At 68.6% G+C, this 18,079-nt stretch carries 15 protein-coding genes and 1 pseudogene; 12 read left to right on the forward strand and 4 right to left on the reverse strand.

The window, feature by feature from the left end:
* On the forward strand, positions 1 to 375 hold the full coding sequence (locus BLT73_RS09655; protein WP_090523322.1) for a response regulator transcription factor: 375 nt from the start codon (positions 1 to 3) through the stop codon (positions 373 to 375).
* Positions 375 to 2,339 carry an exonuclease domain-containing protein gene (locus BLT73_RS09660; RefSeq protein ID WP_245727221.1) on the forward strand — a complete coding sequence of 655 codons (1,965 nt, stop codon included), beginning with the start codon at positions 375 to 377 and terminating at the stop codon, positions 2,337 to 2,339. The genes BLT73_RS09655 and BLT73_RS09660 overlap by 1 nt, the downstream gene beginning before the upstream one ends.
* 43 nt (positions 2,340 to 2,382) lie before the next feature.
* Here BLT73_RS09660 and BLT73_RS09665 read toward each other — a convergent pair whose 3' ends face one another.
* Positions 2,383 to 3,201, reverse strand: a complete 819-nt coding sequence (locus BLT73_RS09665) for a sulfotransferase family protein (RefSeq protein ID WP_090523328.1) — start codon at positions 3,199 to 3,201, stop codon at positions 2,383 to 2,385.
* 137 nt (positions 3,202 to 3,338) lie between these two features.
* Here BLT73_RS09665 and BLT73_RS09670 point away from each other — a divergent pair, with 137 nt between their 5' ends.
* From BLT73_RS09670 to BLT73_RS09680, 3 genes are all read left to right on the forward strand, one after another.
* A complete protein-coding gene (locus BLT73_RS09670) occupies positions 3,339 to 4,916 on the forward strand; it encodes a DUF5928 domain-containing protein (protein WP_090523624.1) in 1,578 nt (525 codons plus the stop codon).
* 9 nt (positions 4,917 to 4,925) lie between these two features.
* Complete coding sequence (locus BLT73_RS09675) at positions 4,926 to 5,306, forward strand: HIT domain-containing protein (protein ID WP_090523331.1); 381 nt, start codon at positions 4,926 to 4,928, stop codon at positions 5,304 to 5,306.
* A gap of 161 nt (positions 5,307 to 5,467) precedes the next feature.
* Positions 5,468 to 5,917 carry a hypothetical protein gene (locus BLT73_RS09680; protein WP_090523333.1) on the forward strand — a complete coding sequence of 150 codons (450 nt, stop codon included), beginning with the start codon at positions 5,468 to 5,470 and terminating at the stop codon, positions 5,915 to 5,917.
* Between the two features lie 9 nt (positions 5,918 to 5,926).
* Here BLT73_RS09680 and BLT73_RS09685 read toward each other — a convergent pair whose 3' ends face one another.
* On the reverse strand, positions 5,927 to 6,382 hold the full coding sequence (locus BLT73_RS09685) for a GFA family protein (protein ID WP_090523336.1): 456 nt from the start codon (positions 6,380 to 6,382) through the stop codon (positions 5,927 to 5,929).
* Positions 6,383 to 6,401: 19 nt separating this feature from the next.
* The gene (locus BLT73_RS09690; RefSeq protein WP_090523338.1) at positions 6,402 to 7,331 is read right to left on the reverse strand and encodes an ABC transporter ATP-binding protein; all 930 of its coding nucleotides are present in this window, start codon (positions 7,329 to 7,331) and stop codon (positions 6,402 to 6,404) included.
* A 102-nt stretch (positions 7,332 to 7,433) separates the two neighbouring features.
* On the opposite strand from BLT73_RS09690, the gene BLT73_RS09695 reads away from it, so the two are divergent.
* On the forward strand, positions 7,434 to 7,676 hold the full coding sequence (locus BLT73_RS09695; protein ID WP_090523340.1) for a zinc-finger domain-containing protein: 243 nt from the start codon (positions 7,434 to 7,436) through the stop codon (positions 7,674 to 7,676).
* 310 nt (positions 7,677 to 7,986) lie between these two features.
* Positions 7,987 to 10,794, forward strand: a complete 2,808-nt coding sequence (gene polA, locus BLT73_RS09700; RefSeq protein WP_090523342.1) for a DNA polymerase I — start codon at positions 7,987 to 7,989, stop codon at positions 10,792 to 10,794.
* An 87-nt stretch (positions 10,795 to 10,881) separates the two neighbouring features.
* Here polA and BLT73_RS09705 read toward each other — a convergent pair whose 3' ends face one another.
* Positions 10,882 to 11,961, reverse strand: coding sequence for a DUF2125 domain-containing protein (locus BLT73_RS09705; protein ID WP_176805025.1), 1,080 nt, complete (start codon positions 11,959 to 11,961; stop codon positions 10,882 to 10,884).
* Positions 11,962 to 12,025: 64 nt separating this feature from the next.
* Between BLT73_RS09705 and BLT73_RS09710 the strand changes: the two genes are divergently transcribed.
* The 5 genes and pseudogenes from BLT73_RS09710 (at position 12,026) to BLT73_RS09730 (ending at position 17,917) form a co-directional block, all read left to right on the forward strand.
* The gene (locus BLT73_RS09710; protein WP_090523346.1) at positions 12,026 to 12,577 is read left to right on the forward strand and encodes a gamma-glutamylcyclotransferase; all 552 of its coding nucleotides are present in this window, start codon (positions 12,026 to 12,028) and stop codon (positions 12,575 to 12,577) included.
* A 364-nt stretch (positions 12,578 to 12,941) separates the two neighbouring features.
* Positions 12,942 to 13,754: pseudogene (locus BLT73_RS17590) on the forward strand (hypothetical protein); the annotation flags it as partial.
* 680 nt (positions 13,755 to 14,434) lie between these two features.
* The gene (locus BLT73_RS09720; protein ID WP_090523349.1) at positions 14,435 to 16,081 is read left to right on the forward strand and encodes a peptidoglycan -binding protein; all 1,647 of its coding nucleotides are present in this window, start codon (positions 14,435 to 14,437) and stop codon (positions 16,079 to 16,081) included.
* Positions 16,082 to 16,095: 14 nt separating this feature from the next.
* On the forward strand, positions 16,096 to 16,845 hold the full coding sequence (locus BLT73_RS09725; RefSeq protein WP_090523626.1) for an alpha/beta fold hydrolase: 750 nt from the start codon (positions 16,096 to 16,098) through the stop codon (positions 16,843 to 16,845).
* A 106-nt stretch (positions 16,846 to 16,951) separates the two neighbouring features.
* On the forward strand, positions 16,952 to 17,917 hold the full coding sequence (locus BLT73_RS09730) for an alpha/beta hydrolase (RefSeq protein WP_176805029.1): 966 nt from the start codon (positions 16,952 to 16,954) through the stop codon (positions 17,915 to 17,917).
* Positions 17,918 to 18,079 lie beyond the last annotated feature (162 nt).

The following is an 18,079-nucleotide window of genomic DNA, read 5'->3' on the forward strand; positions in this document are numbered from 1 at the left end:
ATGGCCCGGATCATGGTCATCGAGGACGAGGACAACATTGCCTTCGCGCTCGATTTCCTGCTGACGCGGGACGGGCATGACCATGCCCGGCTGGCCAGTGGCGGCGGCGCCATCGCGGCGCTGCGCGAGATGCGGCCGGACCTGGTGCTGCTCGACGTGATGCTGCCCGAGAAATCCGGCTATCAGATCGTGCAGGAGATGCGCGAGGATGCCGATCTGCGCGCGGTGCGGGTGCTGCTGATGACGGCGCGGGGATCGGCGCTGGAACGGCGCAAGGGGCTGGCGCTCGGCGCGGACGGGTTCATCGCCAAGCCGTTTGAATTGTCGGAATTGCGCGCCGAGATGGCGCGGGTGCTGGCGGCCGGAGCATGCTGATGCGGCTGCCGCTGCGGCGGCGGGTGCTGCTGATCTTCGCCGTGCTGGGGGCCGGGGTGGCGATGCTGGTGCTGGCCGCGCTCGGGCTGGCGTGGCGGGGCCTGCGCGCGGGGGAGGGTTCGCCCGCCGGTCTCGTCGATGCGCTGAGCCTGATCGCGCTGATCGGCGGGCTGGGCAGCCTGGTGCTGATTTCCTGCATCTGGTTTCTGCTGGACCGGCATCTGGCCCGCCCGGTCGAGCGGCTGACCGGCGCGCTTCTGACCGGCACCGGCCCGGATCCGCAGGAGGCGCGTGACCTGCCCGAACTTGCGCAGGCGGTGGCGGGGGCGGCCGCGGCGCGGGACCGCGCGGCGCGGGTGCTGGACGCGGCGATGGCCGCCCATGCCGAGGCGGACGCGCAGGACAAGCGGCTGCTGGAGCATCTGCTGTCCGATATCGGGGCGGGGGCGGTGATGGCCGACGGGCAGGGGCGGGTGCTGTTCTATAATGCCGCCGCGGCCGAGCTTCTGCCCGGCCTGGCGCTGGAACGCCCGCTCGAACGATCCCTTGACGGCGGCGGTCTGGCGGCGGCGCGGGCGCGGCTGGCGGCCGGGGCGGCGGCCACCGATCTGGCGCTGAGCGCGGCGGATGGCACGCGGCTGCGCGGGCGGATGCGCGCCCTGCCCGGAGAGATGGGCGGCAGCGTGCTGATCCTGCGCCCGGCGCAGGACCGGCCCGCCCCCCCGTATGCCCCCATCGAGGCGCTGCGCCGCCATGCCGCGGCCCTGGCGCCGCTGCTTGACGATCCGGGCCGGACGCTGCCCGCCCCGGCGCAGCAGGCGATCCGCGCGGCGGGGCAGGGGATAGTCACCGCGCTGCGCGATCTGGACCGGACGCTGTCAGATGCCCCGCAAGACCGCCCCCGCGTCGCGGCGGAGGAGCTGGCCCGCGGGATGGGCCTGCCGCTGGGTGAGGTGGCGCCGGTGACGCTGGCGGCGGATGGCTGGCAGATCGGCGGTCTGCTGGCCGCGCTCGGGGCGCGGCTGGAGGAGAGCGGCCGGCCACCCACGGCCGAGATCCGCGCCGCGCAGGGCGAGGCGGTGCTGAGCCTGCGCTGGCAGGGTGCGAAGCTGGCGGTGGATGAGCTGGACCGCTGGCTGCAGGATCCGCCCGATCCCGACACGCCCGATCTGAGCGGGGCGGAGATCCTGGCCGCGCATGACAGCGCGATCTGGCCCGAGCCGCAGGGCGATGGCTTCCGGCTGGTCCTGCCGCTGCCTTTGTCGGAGATCCCGCGCGCGGCGCGCCCCTCGGTCACCTATGATTTCGCGCTCGCCGCGTCCGGCCGCGAAGACGAGCGGGATCTGCGCGGACTGTGCTGCGTCGTCTTCGACACCGAGACGACGGGGCTGTCGCTCTCTGACCGGATCGTGCAGATTGCCGGGCTGCGCATCGCGGGCGGGCGGCTGACCGGCGAGCGTTTCGAGACGCTGGTGCATCCGTGCCGTGCGATCCCGCCCGGATCGACCCGGTATCACGGCATCACCGATCAGATGGTGGCGGATGCGCCCGACATGGCGGCGGCGCTGCGCGATTTCCACGCATTTGCTGAGGATGCGGTGCTGATCGCCCATAACGCGCCGTTCGACATGGGGCTTCTGCGCGCGGCAGAGGCCGAGTCGGGGCGGCATTTTTCCAACCCGGTGATGGACACGGTGCTGCTGTCGGCGATGCTCTGGGGGCAGGGCGCCACCCACAGCCTGGATGCGATCTGCGACCGGCTGGGGATCGTCCTGCCGCCCGAGCGTCGCCATACCGCGATGGGCGATGCCGAGGCCACGGCGCAGGCCTATCTGCGGATGCTGCCCGCGCTCGAGGCGCGGGGGATCACCAGCTTCGCGCGGATGCGGCGCGAGGCGCAGCGCCATCGCCGCCTGCTGAGCGATGCCAACCTGGCCGCAGCCCACGGACCGCCGCCGCGCTGAACCCGAGGCGTGCTATCCCGGAAAGGAAATCGGGACGGCGCGGTCAGCGGCCCAGCTTGGCGTGGACCTCGTCCAGGTCGACCTCGGCGGTCGGGAACTTGTTGTCGGGATCGTCGAAATCATATTTGAACAGCACGAAATCGCGCTTGTAGATCTCCCACAGCAGGTGTCGGGAGAGATCGTCGAAATAGTCGCTGACCTTATGCGCCCGCTTGGGGCCGTGGCCTTCGGATTCGTTGAAGCGCGGCACGTCGTTCACGTCGATCTTCACCGGCGTCTCGGCCGCGTCCAGCACGCGCTGCATGCCTTCGTTGAACTTCTCGGTGAAGAAGATCTGGTCGTATTTCCCGCCATTGGTGATGAAGGTCGAGATATGGCCCGACATGGCCGACCAGTGGATGTCGGGTTCCATCGGGCGGCGCCAGCGGATCGTATCGCGCGCGAAGAGCAGGAAGCGGCGGAAGGAGCGGACCTGGTCGAAATCGAACTCGTCATCCGGGCTGCCGACCTCGATCCCGTAGCGCTGCATGAGCTGCGGGACCAGATTGCCGCGATAGCGTTTGCCGTTGCGCTGAATCCCCGCGATCTTGTCGAAGAACGACGACAGGATGCGCGAATAGGGGTTGCGCACGCAGGTAAAGGTCACGCCGCGCCCGGCCCGGACCGCCTCCTCGATCAAGGGCTGGCTGTGGTCCTGGTTCCACTTGTGCAGCCCGTCCTTGCTGTCATGGATGTCGCCGTCGAAATAGCGTCCGTGATCGGAATGGAACATAATCTGGCCGATCGTCGAACAGGCGCATTTCGGCACGACCCGGTAAACGAGACTTTCGCTTTCCGTCATCCAGACACCGGGAAACCCCATTGCACATCCTCTGGTGGTATGCGGCGGGTTGCGACACCTGCCAAAATCGTTACAGACAAAAGCAGATCAGCGCAGGGTTTTCAACGCCCTGTCACATGAACCGCGACGCACGACGCCCGACGCCCGACCGGAGAGCCATGGCCAAGATCGCCTTCATCCTGCTGGCCCACAAGGATGTGGAGGGCCTGATCGCCCAGGCCAGGCGGCTGTCGGAGACCGGCGATTACGTGGCCATCCATTTCGACGCCCGCGCACCCTTTGCCGATTACCTGCGGCTGCGCGAGGCGCTTGAGCATCATCCCAACATCACCTTTGCCAAACGGCGGGTGAAATGCGGCTGGGGCGCGTGGTCGCTGGTCGAGGCGACGCTGGAGGCGGTGCGCATCGCCGTCGATTCCTTTCCGGCCGCGACGCATTTCTACATGCTGTCGGGCGATTGCATGCCGATCAAGTCGGCGGAATTCGCCCGCGACCTGCTGGATGCGGAAGATGTCGATTACATCGAGAGCGTCGATTTCTTCGGCTCGGACTGGATCAAGACGGGCATGAAGGAGGACCGGCTGATCTATCGGCACTGGTTCAACGAGCGCAGCCAGCCGCGCCGCTTCTATGCCAGCTACAACATCCAGAAGCGGCTGGGGCTGACCCGGCGAATCCCCGATGATCTGCAGATCATGATCGGCAGCCAGTGGTGGTGCCTGCGCCGCGAGACCGTCGAGAAGATCCTGGATTTCTGCCGGGACCGCCGCGACGTGATGCGGTTCTTCCGCACCACCTGGATCCCCGACGAGATCTTCTTCCAGACCCTGGTGCGCCATCTCGTGCCGCGGCGAGAGATCCGGTCGCGCACTCTTACCTATCTGATCTTCACCGATTACGGCATGCCGGTGGTGTTTCACAACGACCACTACGAGATGCTGCTGCGTCAGGACTATCTGTTCGCGCGCAAGATCAGCCCCGAGGCGCAGGAGCTGAAATCGCGGCTGGGTGTGCTGTGGCAGGCACAGGGGCTGCATTTCGCGATCTCGGGCGAGGGCAAGTCGCTGTTCCGCTTCCTGACCGCACGCGGCCGGGTCGGGCAGCGTTTCGCCCCGCGCTTCTGGGAAATGGACAGCGGCCTGGCCGGCAAGGCGCAGCTTCTGATCGTGGTGGCGAAGAAATGGCACGTGGCCAAACGCCTGACCGCCGCGATCCGCGGCCACAGCGACGTGCCGGCGGTGGATTACCTGTTCAACGAGCGCGACGCCCATCTGCCCGATCTGGGCGGGGTGGAAAAGACCGTCGCCAAGCGCGAGCGCCATCGCCGCGCGCTCATCAGGCTGCTGCATGCCGAATACGAGGATCACCGGCTGGTGATCTGCCTCGATCCCTCGGCGCTCGATCTGATCCAGGATCTGACCAGCGACCGCGGCGTGACCCGCGTTCTGTTCATCGAGCCGGATTTCGACGACGCCTATCTGCGCGGCCATATCGGCCGGGTCGGGCTGGCCAACCCGTCCACCCCGCCGCAGGTGGTCGAACGGCTTCTGCCCATCGTGCGCAACGATCTGGACCAGGAATCGGCCCGGCTGCGCGACCTGCATCTGCGCGGCTATCACGAGATCAGCGAGGCGGCCGGGGTGGAGGCGAATGCGCGGGTGCTTGCGGCCTTCCTGCATGTGGAAGAGGATACCGCCAGACAGATCGCGGCGACGCCGTATCTCTTTGCCGATTGAGGAGGCCCGATGGGTTACGATTACGACGACAGCAACATCTTCGCCAAGATCCTGCGCGGCGAGATCCCCAACGACACAGTGGCCGAGAACGAGCACGCGCTGGCGTTCCGCGACATCAGCCCCAAGGCGCCGACCCATGTGCTGGTGATCCCGAAAGGGCGCTATGTCAGCTTCGACGATTTCGCCGCCAACGCCCCGCCCGAGGAGATCACCGGCTTCATGCGGCTTTGCGCCGAGGTGGTCCGCGCCGAGGGGGTCTCGCTGGATCAGGGCAACGGGTTCCGCGCGATCACCAATGCCGGCAATGACGGGGTGCAGGAGGTGCCGCATTTCCATCTGCATATCCTCGGCGGTCGGGTGATCGGGCCGATGCTGCTGATGCCGGAGTGACGCCGGGCTGATGCCGCCTGCGCCGTGCCCCGCCGGGGCGGCGCTGCCGGGGCGATGAGGCGGTTCCGGCCTGCCGCGCCCGTGCCTGCAATGCTTTGCAGCCGAATCGGTGCTGATCTGCTATGATCGGTCCCGTTCCCGCCGCAATCGGAGCTGCCCCGATGCCCTTGCCAGATCCGCGAACCCTCTGCCCGCTGGCCGCCGCCGCGCTGATGGCGTTCAGCGCGGCACCCGCCGCGGCCCTTGCCGGCGAGATCCGCGTCGAAGCGCCGGATGACATCGTCGCGCCGGTCTGTTTCGCCGCCGACACGCAAGGCCATGCCGGCGCGGTGCTGATCGAGATGATCGAGGGCGATGCGATTCAGGTCTATGGCTACGGCAATGTCACCACCGCCGAGGGCGGCGGCTGGGGTTATGTGCTGGAGGCCGAAGGCGGGCAGGACCGCGCGGTTCTCGACCTGCGCGTGGGCGTTTCGGTCGATGGCGATCAGCAGCAGACATCCGAGCAATGGGTGTTCGTCACGGGCGGGATCGTGACGCCGCTCGGCCTTTACCGGGGCGCCGAATGCGGGCCGATCCACAGCGAATGGCTGGCCCGCGTCAGCGGATAGGCGGGATCGTCAGCCGCGCGACCGCGCAAATTCCTGCAACAGGCCGGGCATGTCGCCGGGGGGAGGGAACTGCGCAAAGCTGTGCGCCGCGCCGGTCTCCACCCAGTCCAGCTTCTCATCGGTCCAGACCTCGATAAAGGGCGGCTGCCGCGCCAGATCGCCCAACATGGCGCTGTGGATGTTGATGAAGGGCGCGAAGCCCTCGGCGCGGGTGAAGACCCAGCTCAGGCAGTTGGCACAGCAATGATGCTGCGAGGCATCGCCCTTCAGCCCGCCCATGACGGTCTCGCCTTCGATCGTCACCGCGTCGCCGTGATACATCACGCCAAGGGAAAACGCGCTCGACGTCATCGCCTGACAGCCGGTGCAGTGGCAGGCATTGGTCACGGCGGGCGGGCCCTGCACGGTGATCTTCACCTGCCCGCAGCGGCAGGTCGCGGTGATGGTGCCGGATGTGTCGGCCATGTCTCGTCCTCCTGAAGGGTCAGTGCCGGGTCAGTTCGACAAACACATCTTCCAGCCTCGGCTGCTCGATGGCAATGTCGCGGATCGGCAGGCCGCCGCCGCGCAGCGCGTCGATGATTGCATCGGGCTGCATCTGCGAGGGGGCATAGCTGAACGCCACCCGGCCCGCGTCGCGCCGCTCTGCCGTCACGCCATCGGGCAAGGCGGGCAGCGGGGTGTCGTCGGTGGCGATCACCAGCGTCTTGCCATCCGCCCCGGCCAGAAGCGCCTCGGTCGAGTTTTCCACCAGCACCTCGCCGCGGTCGATAATGGCGATGCGGTCGCACATCTGCTCGGCCTCCTCCAGGTAATGCGTGGTCAGAATCACCGTCATGCCCAGCTCGTTCAGGCGGCGGACATTCTGCCACAGCATCTCGCGCAGCCCGATATCGACGCCCGCCGTGGGTTCGTCCAGCACCAGCACCTGCGGGCGGTGAACAAGCGCCTTGGCCAGCAGAAGCCGCCGCTTCATCCCGCCCGACAGATTGCGCGAATAGCTTTCGGCCTGATCGCTGAGCCCGACAAGCGCCAGCAACTCATCCGTCCAGCGTTCGGATCTGGGCACGCCGTATAGCCCGGCCTGCACCTCCAGGCTGGCGCGGGGCGACAGGAACGGGTCGATATTCAGCTCTTGCGGCATGACCCCGATGGCGGCGCGGGAATTGCGCGGGTTCACGTCCTGGTCGAAACCCCAGATCACCACGTTCCCCGCGGTCTTGTTCACCAGCCCGGCCATGATGTTGATCGTGGTCGACTTGCCCGCCCCGTTCGGCCCCAGCAGCCCGTAGATCGAGCCTGCCGGGATGGTCAGGTCGATCCCCTTCAGCGCCTCTTTCGGGGGCGCCTTGCCGGAGGCGGCATAGGTCTTGCGCAGCCCGGTGATCTCGATGGCGTTCTGGGTCTCGTTCATGGCGTGGCCTGGCCTTCTGCGGGGGCGGTTCTTGCGGGGTGGCGTGCGGTCGGCTATGTGGGTTTAGACCCGATCCAGCCCCGCACGACAAGAAGGCTTGCCATGTCAGAGTTTGTGCCGCCCGAAAACCCGCTCTCCACCGGCGAGAGCAGCGCCGTCGCCCACCCGGCGCCCGAGACCGAGACGGTGACGACCTGGAAGGTCGCCTGTGCGGGCGACGAATCGCGCGGGCTGGGCCATCCCAAGGTGTGGCTGAAGATCTCGCCCGAGATGGGCTTCGTCGATTGCGGCTATTGCGACAAGCGCTTCGTGATCGACGCGGAGAATGTGCACGACGAGCATTGAGGGGGCGGGAACAGCCCGCCTCTGGGACTGTCCGACCATCGGGTTCTGTGCCCGGCCCGGAATCGAGGGCGAAGCCCGCCGGGCCAACGGCTGTCCGCCCCGACGGACGGCCGCTTCGGTGCCGCCGCACTGAGCCCGGATGTCCGGCGGAGGGTTTCGCCATTAAGCGCGCAGACCTGACCGGGTCCGGCCATCCGGCGGACAGCCGCTGGCCCTCTGTTGCCCGATAAGGGTGAGGGGTCGCCGCCCGTTCCACTGGAAGCCCGGCCCCGGACATGGCACAACCCGTCCATCGCAGCGGGAGATCACCATGTCCAACGCCTTCGGCAAGGGCCACAAGCTTCACCTCATCGACGGCTCGGCCTTCATCTTCCGCGCCTATCACGCGCTGCCGCCGCTGACGCGCAAATCCGACGGGCTGCCTATCGGTGCGGTCGCGGGGTTCTGCAACATGCTGTGGAAATACGTGCAGGATTCCAAGGGCGACATGGCGCCGACCCATGTCGCGGTGATTTTCGATCACAGCGCCAAGACCTTCCGCAGCGATCTTTACGCCGACTACAAAGCCAACCGGCCCCCACCGCCCGAAGACCTCGTGCCGCAATTCCCGCTGACCCGCGAGGCGACGAAGGCCTTCAACATCGCCTGCATCGAGCTGGAGAATTTCGAGGCCGACGACATCATCGCAACGCTCGCCTGCCAGGCGCGCGAGGCCGGGGGCGAGGCGGTCATCATCAGTTCCGACAAGGATCTGATGCAGCTTGTGGGCGACGGGGTGACCATGCTCGACCCGATCAAGAACAAGGAGATCGGGCCGGAAGAGGTCGAGGAGAAATTCGGCGTCGGCCCGGATCGCGTCGTCGATATCCAGGCGCTTGCCGGGGATTCGGTCGATAACGTGCCGGGCGCGCCGGGGATCGGGATCAAGACGGCGGCGCTGCTGATCAACGAATACGGCGATCTGGAAACGCTGCTGGCGCGTGCCGACGAGATCAAGCAGCCCAAGCGCCGCCAGACGCTGATCGACTTTGCCGATCAGATCCGGGTGTCGAAGCAATTGGTGCAGCTCGATTGCGAAACCCCGCTGGATTTCACGCTGGAAACGCTGGAGCTGCGCGACCCGGAGCCGGAGACGCTGCTGGGATTCCTGACCGAGATGGAGTTCCGCACGCTGACCAACCGCGTGGCCGAGAAATTCGAGGTCGAAGCCCCGTCCGTGCCCGACACGCCAGCCGCCCCGCAGGGCGAGGCCGCGGCGGGGCCGGACTGGCCGGAGATCGACCGCGACGGATACGAGACCGTGGCCACCGAAGACGCGCTCGATAGCTGGATCGCGCGGATCGCGGAGGCGGGGGCCGTCGCCATCGACACGGAGACCACCGGGCTGAACGAAATGACCGCCGATCTGGTCGGCATCTCGCTCTGTGTCGAGGCGGGATCGGCCTGCTACATCCCGGTCGGCCATGTCTCGGGCGGCGGCGATCTGTTCGGCTCTGGCGCGAAATCCGACGGGCAGTTGGACATGGATCTGGTGCTCGGAAAGCTGAAGCCGCTGCTTGAGGACGCGGCGATCCTGAAGATCGGGCAGAACATCAAATATGACTGGAAGATCCTCGCCCGGCTCGGCATCCGCATGACGCCGATCGAGGATACGATGCTGCTCTCCTATGCGCTCTCCGCCGGGGACGGAGGGCACGGCATGGATGCGCTGTCCGAGCGGGTGCTGGGCCACACCACCATGCCGATCAAGGATCTGATCGGATCGGGCAAGTCGCAGATCGGCTTCGAGCAGGTCGAGATCGCCAAGGCCACGCCCTACGCCGCCGAGGATGCAGAAGTCACGTGGCGGCTCTGGCAGATGCTGCGCCCGCAGCTTTCGCCCAACCGGGTGACCACCGCCTACGAGACGCTGGAACGCCCGATGGTGCCGGTTCTGGCGGATATGGAGATGGCCGGGATCAAGGTCGATCCCGAGCATCTGGCGCGCATGTCGAATGTGTTCGCGCAGAAAATGGCCGGGCTGGAGGATGAGATCCACGAGCTTGCCGGGCAGAAATTCAACGTGGGCTCGCCCAAGCAGTTGGGCGAAATCCTGTTCGACAAGATGGGGCTTGCGGGCGGCAAGCAGGGCAAGACCGGGGCCTATTCGACAAGCGCCGATGTGCTGGAGGATCTGGCGGCGGAAGGCCATGACCTGCCCGCCCGCGTGCTGGACTGGCGCGGCATGTCCAAGCTGAAATCGACCTATACCGATGCGCTGCAAACCCATGTGAACGCCGATACCGGGCGGGTCCATACGTCGTATTCGATCACCGGGGCGCAGACCGGGCGGCTGGCCTCGACCGATCCGAATTTGCAGAATATCCCGATCCGCACCGAAGAGGGCCGCCGCATCCGCGAGGCGTTCATCGCCACGCCGGGGCACAGGCTGGTGGCGCTCGATTACAGCCAGATCGAGCTGCGGATCCTGGCCCATGTCGCCGATATTCCGGCGCTGAAACAGGCCTTCCGCGACGGGATCGACATTCACGCCATGACCGCGAGCCAGATGTTCGGCGTGCCCATCGAGGGCATGGACCCGATGATCCGCCGTCAGGCCAAGGCGATCAATTTCGGGGTGATCTATGGCATCTCGGGCTTTGGGCTGTCGCGCAATCTGCGCATCCCGCGGGCCGAGGCGCAGGCCTTCATCGACACGTATTTCGAGCGTTTCCCGGAAATCCGGGCCTATATGGACAAGACCGTCGAGGACGCCAAGCGCGACGGTTTCGTGCGCACGATCTTTGGCCGCCGCATCATGACGCCGGGGATCAACACCAAGGGTCCGGCGGCGGGCGGGGCGCGGCGCGCGGCGATCAATGCGCCCATTCAGGGGGCCGCGGCCGACATCATCCGCCGCGCGATGATCCGCATGCCTGCCGCGATCCGGGATCTGCCCGCGAAGATGCTGTTGCAGGTCCATGACGAACTGGTCTTCGAGGTCGAGGACAAGGCGGTGGACGATCTGGTCGACGCGGCGCGCGGGGTGATGGAGGGCGCGGCGGAGCCGGCGGTGAAGCTGTCCGTGCCGCTGGTGGTCGATGCCGGCACCGGGGAAAGCTGGGCCGCCGCGCATTGACCGCACGACCCGCCGTTGCGTGACGGGGGGCGCGGGGACGCGCGCGGCAGAGTTGGCCCATCAGCCGCGGGGCCGGGCGGGGCGATCTTATCCCAGCAGACGCGGCGCCGGGCCGAGCGGGACCGGACCCAGCCGCATCTCGCCATCCTTCAGGATCAGCGGCAGCCGGATCTGTCCCGGCTCCGCCCTGGGCAGCGACACGGCCTCGTCGGTAAAGATCTCGGTGGCCTCCGCCGCCTCTTCCGCCACCTCGGCCGAGGTGGAGGCGAGATCCTCCGCCGCCGGCTCCTCGGCATCGCCGGGCAGGCTGGTTCCGGCCATGTTGTGGATCAGCGCACGGGCCAGCAATGCACCGTTCTCCGGGATCAGCCCGGCGGTGACCGCCGCGTCGATGAAGCCCTGCGCGTCATCGGTGTAGAAGGCGGCCTCGCCGCTGGCAAAGCCGTTCGCATCCGCCTCCACCCGGCCGAGCAGGCGGGCCTGCATCCTGCCCAGCTTGAACTCGACGCCGTGGGTCTGGATCCCGGTCAGGGACGGGGGCGGCGCGGCGCCTTCCAGCACTCGGCGGTCGGGCACGGCGCTCAGCCAGGCCTGCACCGGCCCGGCGATCTGCAATCGGTCCGCCAGCCCGGCGAGGGCAATGTCCTGCACCGAGATGTCGATGTTGTAGGCCGTGGCCGAGCCCGCCGGGGCGGCGCTGCCGCGATGCACCTGCCGCGCGGCCAGATCCGCCGCGCCCAGCATCTGCGCCCCGCCAAGCGAGAGCTCGCGCGCGGTCAGCCCGGCGCTGCGGATCGCCAGCCCATGGGTCGGCGCGAAGGAGGCCTGCGCCACGCCTTCGGCCAGCGTCAGATCGAACGGGGTGGCCCCGACGCGCAGCGCCATGACATTCGGCAGGTCCACCGTCAGCGTGTTCGGTGCCGTGAGCGGGGCATAGACCTCCATCCCCGGTGCGCTGAACCCGTTCTCGGCATCGCCATATTCGACATCGCGCATCCGCAGCCCGACCCGCGCGGGGTTGCGCAGCGGCGAGACCTCCGATGCCGCGATCTGCGGGTTGTCCCCGACCATCGCGCCGACCCGGTTGCTCAGCCAGGTTTCGCCGCCAAACCAGGCAGCACCTACCGCAATCGCGAGGATCGCCGTTCCGAGAAGCAGTTTGCTCATAGTCCCGTCCGTGTGTCTCCGGGCCAGCTTGAACCGGCCGCTGTCAGGCATAGTATGCCATCTTATGACGCAGTTACGAGACAGTGACGAGAATTGGTTATTCGCCTATGGCTCGCTGATGTGGGATCCGCGGGTGAACGTGGCGGAACGGGTGACCGCGACGCTGGACGGGTATCACCGCAGCTTCTGCCTGCGCTCCTATCACTATCGCGGCACGCCGGAAAGTCCGGGGCTGGTGCTGGGGCTGGACGCGGCGGAGGGCGCATGCTGCAGGGGCGTCGCCCTGAGGATCGGGGCGGAGGACTGGCCGGAGGCGATTGCCGCGGTGCGCGAACGCGAGCTGGTGACGGATGCCTATCGCGAGGCTGTCCTGCCGCTGCGCCTGTCCGACGGGCGCGAGGTGATGGCCATCGCTTACGTGATGCGGCCCGATCACGAGCAATATGCGGGCGGGCTTTGCGCCCGCGAACAGGCCCGGATCATCGCCGCGGCGGTGGGCGGGCGCGGTCCGAACCGCGACTACCTTTACAACACGGCGGCACATCTGGCCGAGCTCGGCCTGCCCGATCCCGAGCTGGATGCGCTCGCCCGCGAAGTCCGTCAGTTATCCGGTTGAAACTTTTAAATAGGCGGTTGGCAGTTTCAGTGGCACTGATAAAGTCGGTCCCGAGTTCCTGCCCGCCCGGAGTTGCGTAATGAGCACCGACACGCCGTCCGATCCCGACCGCCCCGAACAGCCGGGGCCGGATGCCGATCCGGCGCGGCGACCGGGGGCGCAGCCGGCGCGGGGCGCGCAGGGCACGGCCGCGCCGGGCACGGAAGGGCCGGGCACGGAAGGGCCCGGACGCCGCGAGATGGCCGGCGCGCGCAGCGTCACCGATCCGGCACCGCGCCCGACCCGGCGGCTGACCGCGCGCCGCGCGCAGGAGCGCAAGGTCACGCAGCCGCATTTCGGCCAGCCGGTGCGCCAGATCGTGATGATGCTGATCGTGCTGGTTCTGGTCGGCTTTGGCGGCTGGTTCGCCTATGGTCGCATCCTGCCGATCTTCGCCGCAAACCCGTGGCTGAACGGGCTGATCCTGGGCGTGTTCGTCATCGGCGTGCTGGCCTGTTTCTGGCAGGTCGCGCAGCTTTTCCAGTCGGTGAGCTGGATCGAGCGCTTCGCCGAACGCCGCCGCAACGCCATCGAGAAGGGCGTCGCCGCGGTGGGCGCAGGCGATGACCGCCCGCCGCGCCTGCTGGCGCCGCTGGCCGCCCTGCTGGGCGCGCGGGGACCGATCGGCGGGGTGATCTCCACCGGCTCGGCCCGCTCGATCCTCGAATCGGTGGCGACCCGCATCGAGGAGGCGCGCGACATCACGCGCTATCTGTCCAACCTTCTGATCTTCCTGGGTCTGCTGGGGACGTTCTACGGGCTGGCGACGACGGTGCCGGCGGTGGTCGAGACGATCCGGGCGCTCGCCCCGCAGGAAGGCCAGAGCGGGCTGGAGCTGTTCGACAACCTGATGACCGGGCTGGAGGCGCAGCTTGGCGGCATGGCGGTGGCGTTTTCTTCGTCCCTGCTGGGGCTGGCGGGCTCGCTGGTCGTCGGGCTGCTGGAGCTGTTCGCGACTCACGGCCAGAACCGCTTCTATCGCGAACTGGAGGAGTGGCTGTCGGGCTTCACGAGGCTGGGGCTGTCCAGCGACGACGGCGACAAGCTGGATCAGGCCAGCATTCTGGGCTTTCTGGACCAGATCGCCGCGCAGATGGCCGAGATGCAGGCCTTCTATACCGAGCGCGACGAGATCCGCGAGCAGGAGGCGATCGAGGCCGATGAGCGGGTGCTGCTGATGGCCCGCAACGTCGAACGGCTGGGCCAGTTCATGCTGGACGATTCCGAGGCGAACGTGTCCAGCATGGTCGATATGGCCCGTTCCATGTCGCGGCTGACCGAGGGGCAGGACCGTCTGATCGACGCCGTCGAACGCCAGCCGCGCGACACAGATGCGCTTGCCGGGGCCGTGGCCCGTCTGGGCGAGGGGCAGGAGCGGTTGCACGCCGTGCTGGAGCGCCGCCCGGACGAGGCGGGCGAGATCGCGCGGGCCATTGCGCGGCTGGAGGAGTCGCAGCAACGGCATTACGACCGCCAGGCCGAGGCCGGGCCGGGCGGAACGGACGCGGCGCTGTCTCGCGTGATGGCACAGCTTGTCGAGGGGCAGGACCGGCTGATCCGCATGGTCGAGCAGAACCCCGCCGATATGGACGAGATGGCCCGCGCGCTGACCCGGCTGGCCGATGCGCAGGACCGGATGATCGCCGCGTCGGGCGGACATGGCGCGGACCCGCAAACCTTGCGGCATCTGCGCTCGATCGACGAGGCGATGACCCGCATGCTCGACCACGATCAGACCTCCAGCCAGCTCGAGAGCTACGAGCTGCGCCGTGAAATCGTCGAGCTGACAGAGGCGCTGCGCGCGCTCGGGCGGTCCTGATGGCCCTGGCGCGCGGGCGCGGCGCCAGCCGCCTGTCCACGTCGATATGGCCGGGATTCGTCGATGCGATGACGGCGCTGCTGATGGTGCTGATGTTCGTCATCACCATCTTCATGGTCGTGCAGTCGGTGCTGCGCGACACGGTGGACCGACAGGAAAGCGAACTCGGCACGTTGAGCGAGCAGGTGGCCGGGCTGACCAGCATCCTCGCCATAACACGGCAGGAACGCGAGACGGCGCAGAGCGATCTGTCCTCGGCCCGGGACCGACTGAGCGCGTTCGAAGACCAGGTGGCCGGGCTGATCGCCGCGCGCGAGGCCGAGGCCGAACGCGCCGGTGCGGCAGAGGCGGAGCTGGCCGAGACGCGGCAGCGGCTGGGGTCCACCGAAGAGGAACTGGCCGCGACCGCGCAGCGCCTGTCCACGGCAGAGGCGACGCTGGACACCACCGCCAATTCGCTCAGCCGGGCGGAACAGGCGCTTGCTTCGGCGCGGACCGAAGTGGATGCGCAGGCAGAGGCCGCGCGCGAGGCCGCCGCAAGGCGCGAGGCGCTGCAGGCGCTCGTCGAGGAGCTGCGCGCCGATCAGGCCGAGACTGCGGCCGCACTTGGCACCGCGCAGCAGCAGCTCGACCAGACCGGCAGCGCGCTGAGCGAGGCCGAGGAGCAGCGCCTGGCGGAGGCGGAGGCCGCGCGGCTGCTGCGCGAACGGCTGGCGGAATCGGAGGCGGAGCTGACCGCGATGACGCTGTCGCTGGAGGAAAGCCGCCGCGAGGCCGAGGAGACCCTGACCCTGCTGGCCGCCGCCCGCGCCGCGCGCGAAGAGCTGGACAGCGAGGCGCAGGCGGCGCTGCGCGCGGCCGCCGAGAACGCCAGCGAGGCCGAGCGTCAGGCGGCGCTGCTGGCCGCGGCACGCGAGGAGCTTGCGGGCGAACAGGCGGCCTCGACCGAGGCGCAGCGCCGGGTGGCCCTGCTGAACGAGCAGGTCGCGGCGCTGAACGGCCAGTTGGCCTCGATCCAGGCGGCGCTGAACGCGAGCGAGTCTGACAGCGCGGCGGCGGAGGTCGAACTGGAGGAGTTGGGCCAGCAGTTGAACGCAGCGCTGCTTCGCGCCTCGGAGGAGCAGCGCCAGCGGCTCGCGCTCGAGGAGGCGGAGCGGGTGCGGCTGGAGGAAGAGGCCGCCGACCTGGCCCGCTACCGCTCGGAATTCTTCGGCAGCCTGCGCGAGATCCTGGAGGGGCGCGACGAGGTCGAGGTGGTCGGCGACCGCTTCGTGTTCCAGTCCGAGGTGCTGTTCGGGCAGGGCGAGGCGACGCTGTCGGCGGCAGGGCGGCAATCCGTCGCGCGGGTCAGCGACATGCTGATCGAGATCGCGGACACCATCCCGCCGGAGATCGACTGGGTGATCCGGGTGGACGGGCATACCGACTCGGTGCCGCTCTCGGGTCAGGGGCGCTATCGCGACAACTGGGAGCTCAGCCAGGCGCGCGCCCTTGCGGTTGTGCGCTATATGGTGGACGATCTGGGCTTTCCCGCGGGCCGTCTTGCGCCGACCGGGTTCGCCGATACGCGCCCGGTCGCCCCGGAGGACAGCGCGGAAGGGCGGGCGCGGAACCGCCGGATCGAGTTGAAACTGACGGAGCGCTGATGCCCGAGCAAGCGATGACCGAATATCTGGAGACAGCGCAGGGCCGCCGCATCGCCTATGCGCGTCAGCCGGGCGCGGGGCCGGGCGTGGTGTTTCTGGGCGGGTTCAAATCCGACATGCGCGGCACCAAGGCGGAGCATCTGGCGGATTGGGCGGCAGCAAACGGCCGCGCCTATCTGCGGCTGGATTATTCCGGCCACGGCGAATCGGGTGGCGCCTTCGAGGATGGCGCGATCGGGGATTGGGCCGAGGATGCGATGGCGGCGATCACGGGCCTGACCGCGGGGCCGCAAGTGCTTGTCGGCTCGTCCATGGGTGGCTGGATCGCGCTGCTCGTGGCGCGCGAGATGCCTGCGCGGGTGGCCGGGCTGGTCGGCATCGCCGCCGCACCGGATTTCACCGAGAACGGCTTCTGGTCCGGCTTCACCGAGGAACAGCGCGCGACCCTGATGGACGCGGGGCGCGTCGCGCTGCCCTCCGAATATGACGATGCGCCTTATGTCATCACCCGCCGCCTGATCGAGGACGGGCGCAACCGGCTGGTGCTCGACCGGCCGCTCGCCCTGCCGTTCCCGGTGCGGCTTCTGCAGGGCACGGCGGATGCGGATGTGCCGGTGGACTGGGCGATGCGGCTGCTGGATCACCCCGAGAGCCCCGATCTGCGGCTGACGCTGGTCAAGGGGGCCGATCACCGGTTCTCGACGCCGGATTGCCTCAGCCTGATCGAGACGGCGATCACCGAGGTTCTACGTGGCCGGACGTGATGGCGCGAAGACATCCCGCCCGGCGCGGACAGGATCGGGCAAGGCGCGGCGGAAGACAGCCGCGTCCCCGCCGCCCGCGCCTGCCCGCCCGATGCGGCGGCGACTGATGGTCTGGCTGCTGATCCTTCTGGCCGGTCTGGCCGGGCTGGTGCTGCTGATCTGGATGTTCGGCCCGCGCGAGCCCGGACGGTTTAGCCCGCCCGAGATCGCGGAACTGCCCGAGGATCTGGACGCCTGGCTCTATCAGGAGGAAAGCGGCGTGCGGCCCGAGGTCTCGCGCCGCATCGTCTGGGCCGGGCGGACCGGGGCGAAGACGCCGGTGGCGCTCGTCTATCTGCACGGCTTTTCCGCCAGCTCGCAGGAGATCCGGCCGGTGCCGGATCTGGTCGCGGCCTGGCGCGGGGCCAATCTCTATTTCGCCCGGCTGGACGGGCATGGGCTGGACGGCGCCTCGATGGAGAAGGCGCGGGTGGCGGACTGGGCGCGCGACGTGGCCGAGGCGGTGGCGATCGGGCGGCGCATCGGCGAGCGGGTGGTGCTGATCGGCAGCTCCACCGGCGGGACGCTGGCCGCGATGGCGGCGCGCGACCCGGAGCTTGGCCCGCTGATCGACGGGGTGGTGCTGATCTCGCCCAATTTCGGGTTGCAGAACCGCTGGGCCTTCCTGGCGCGCCAGCCGCTCGCCCGGCAATGGCTGCCGCTGATCGCCGGGCGCGAGCGCTGTTTCGAGCCGCGCAACGACAGGCATCGCGAATTCTGGACCTCCTGCTATCCGATGGCGTCGATCCTGCCGATGGTGGCCCTGGTGGGGGAGGCGGCGCGGGTCGGGTTCGCGGAGGCCCATCAGCCGGTGCTGGCGATGTGGTCGGATGCCGATCAGGTTGTCGATCCGGCCGCGACGCGCCGCGCGCTTGACGGCTGGGGCGGCGAGGTCAGCGCGGTTCAGGTCAGCCTGGGTCCGGGCGACGATGCCTCGGCGCATGTGATCGCGGGCGACATCCTGTCGCCGGGCCAGACCGCGCCGGTGGCCGCGCGGATCAATGGCTGGATCACGCGGGAGTTCGGCGAGTAGGCGAATTCGGTTGAGTGCTGCCGAATTGGCGGTCGATGATGTGCTGAATGGCCTACGCCGTTACTTTTTGACTGGGCAGGCAACAGGGCCGGCCCGGAGCAGGGGCCGCAGCCCCGCCTGGCCAGCGACCGACCGCGCCTTGGGGCGACCGCCCGCTTGTCC

The sequence above is a fragment of the Paracoccus isoporae genome, assembly GCF_900101865.1.
GTDB lineage: Bacteria > Pseudomonadota > Alphaproteobacteria > Rhodobacterales > Rhodobacteraceae > Paracoccus > Paracoccus isoporae.

Excerpts from the sequence above, each read along its gene's own strand:
- BLT73_RS09705 (WP_176805025.1), bottom strand. The coding sequence starts at position 11,961 with ATGAGCAAACTGCTTCTCGGAACGGCGATCCTCGCGATTGCGGTAGGT.
- BLT73_RS09695 (WP_090523340.1), top strand. The coding sequence starts at position 7,434 with ATGTCAGAGTTTGTGCCGCCCGAAAACCCGCTCTCCACCGGCGAGAGC.
- BLT73_RS09685 (WP_090523336.1), bottom strand. The coding sequence starts at position 6,382 with ATGGCCGACACATCCGGCACCATCACCGCGACCTGCCGCTGCGGGCAG.
- BLT73_RS09660 (WP_245727221.1), top strand. The coding sequence starts at position 375 with ATGCGGCTGCCGCTGCGGCGGCGGGTGCTGCTGATCTTCGCCGTGCTG.
- BLT73_RS09680 (WP_090523333.1), top strand. The coding sequence starts at position 5,468 with ATGCCCTTGCCAGATCCGCGAACCCTCTGCCCGCTGGCCGCCGCCGCG.
- BLT73_RS09655 (WP_090523322.1), top strand. The coding sequence starts at position 1 with ATGGCCCGGATCATGGTCATCGAGGACGAGGACAACATTGCCTTCGCG.
- BLT73_RS09675 (WP_090523331.1), top strand. The coding sequence starts at position 4,926 with ATGGGTTACGATTACGACGACAGCAACATCTTCGCCAAGATCCTGCGC.
- BLT73_RS09665 (WP_090523328.1), bottom strand. The coding sequence starts at position 3,201 with ATGGGGTTTCCCGGTGTCTGGATGACGGAAAGCGAAAGTCTCGTTTAC.
- BLT73_RS09720 (WP_090523349.1), top strand. The coding sequence starts at position 14,435 with ATGGCCCTGGCGCGCGGGCGCGGCGCCAGCCGCCTGTCCACGTCGATA.
- BLT73_RS09670 (WP_090523624.1), top strand. The coding sequence starts at position 3,339 with ATGGCCAAGATCGCCTTCATCCTGCTGGCCCACAAGGATGTGGAGGGC.
- BLT73_RS09690 (WP_090523338.1), bottom strand. The coding sequence starts at position 7,331 with ATGAACGAGACCCAGAACGCCATCGAGATCACCGGGCTGCGCAAGACC.
- BLT73_RS09730 (WP_176805029.1), top strand. The coding sequence starts at position 16,952 with ATGGTCTGGCTGCTGATCCTTCTGGCCGGTCTGGCCGGGCTGGTGCTG.
- BLT73_RS09725 (WP_090523626.1), top strand. The coding sequence starts at position 16,096 with ATGACCGAATATCTGGAGACAGCGCAGGGCCGCCGCATCGCCTATGCG.
- BLT73_RS09710 (WP_090523346.1), top strand. The coding sequence starts at position 12,026 with ATGACGCAGTTACGAGACAGTGACGAGAATTGGTTATTCGCCTATGGC.
- polA (WP_090523342.1), top strand. The coding sequence starts at position 7,987 with ATGTCCAACGCCTTCGGCAAGGGCCACAAGCTTCACCTCATCGACGGC.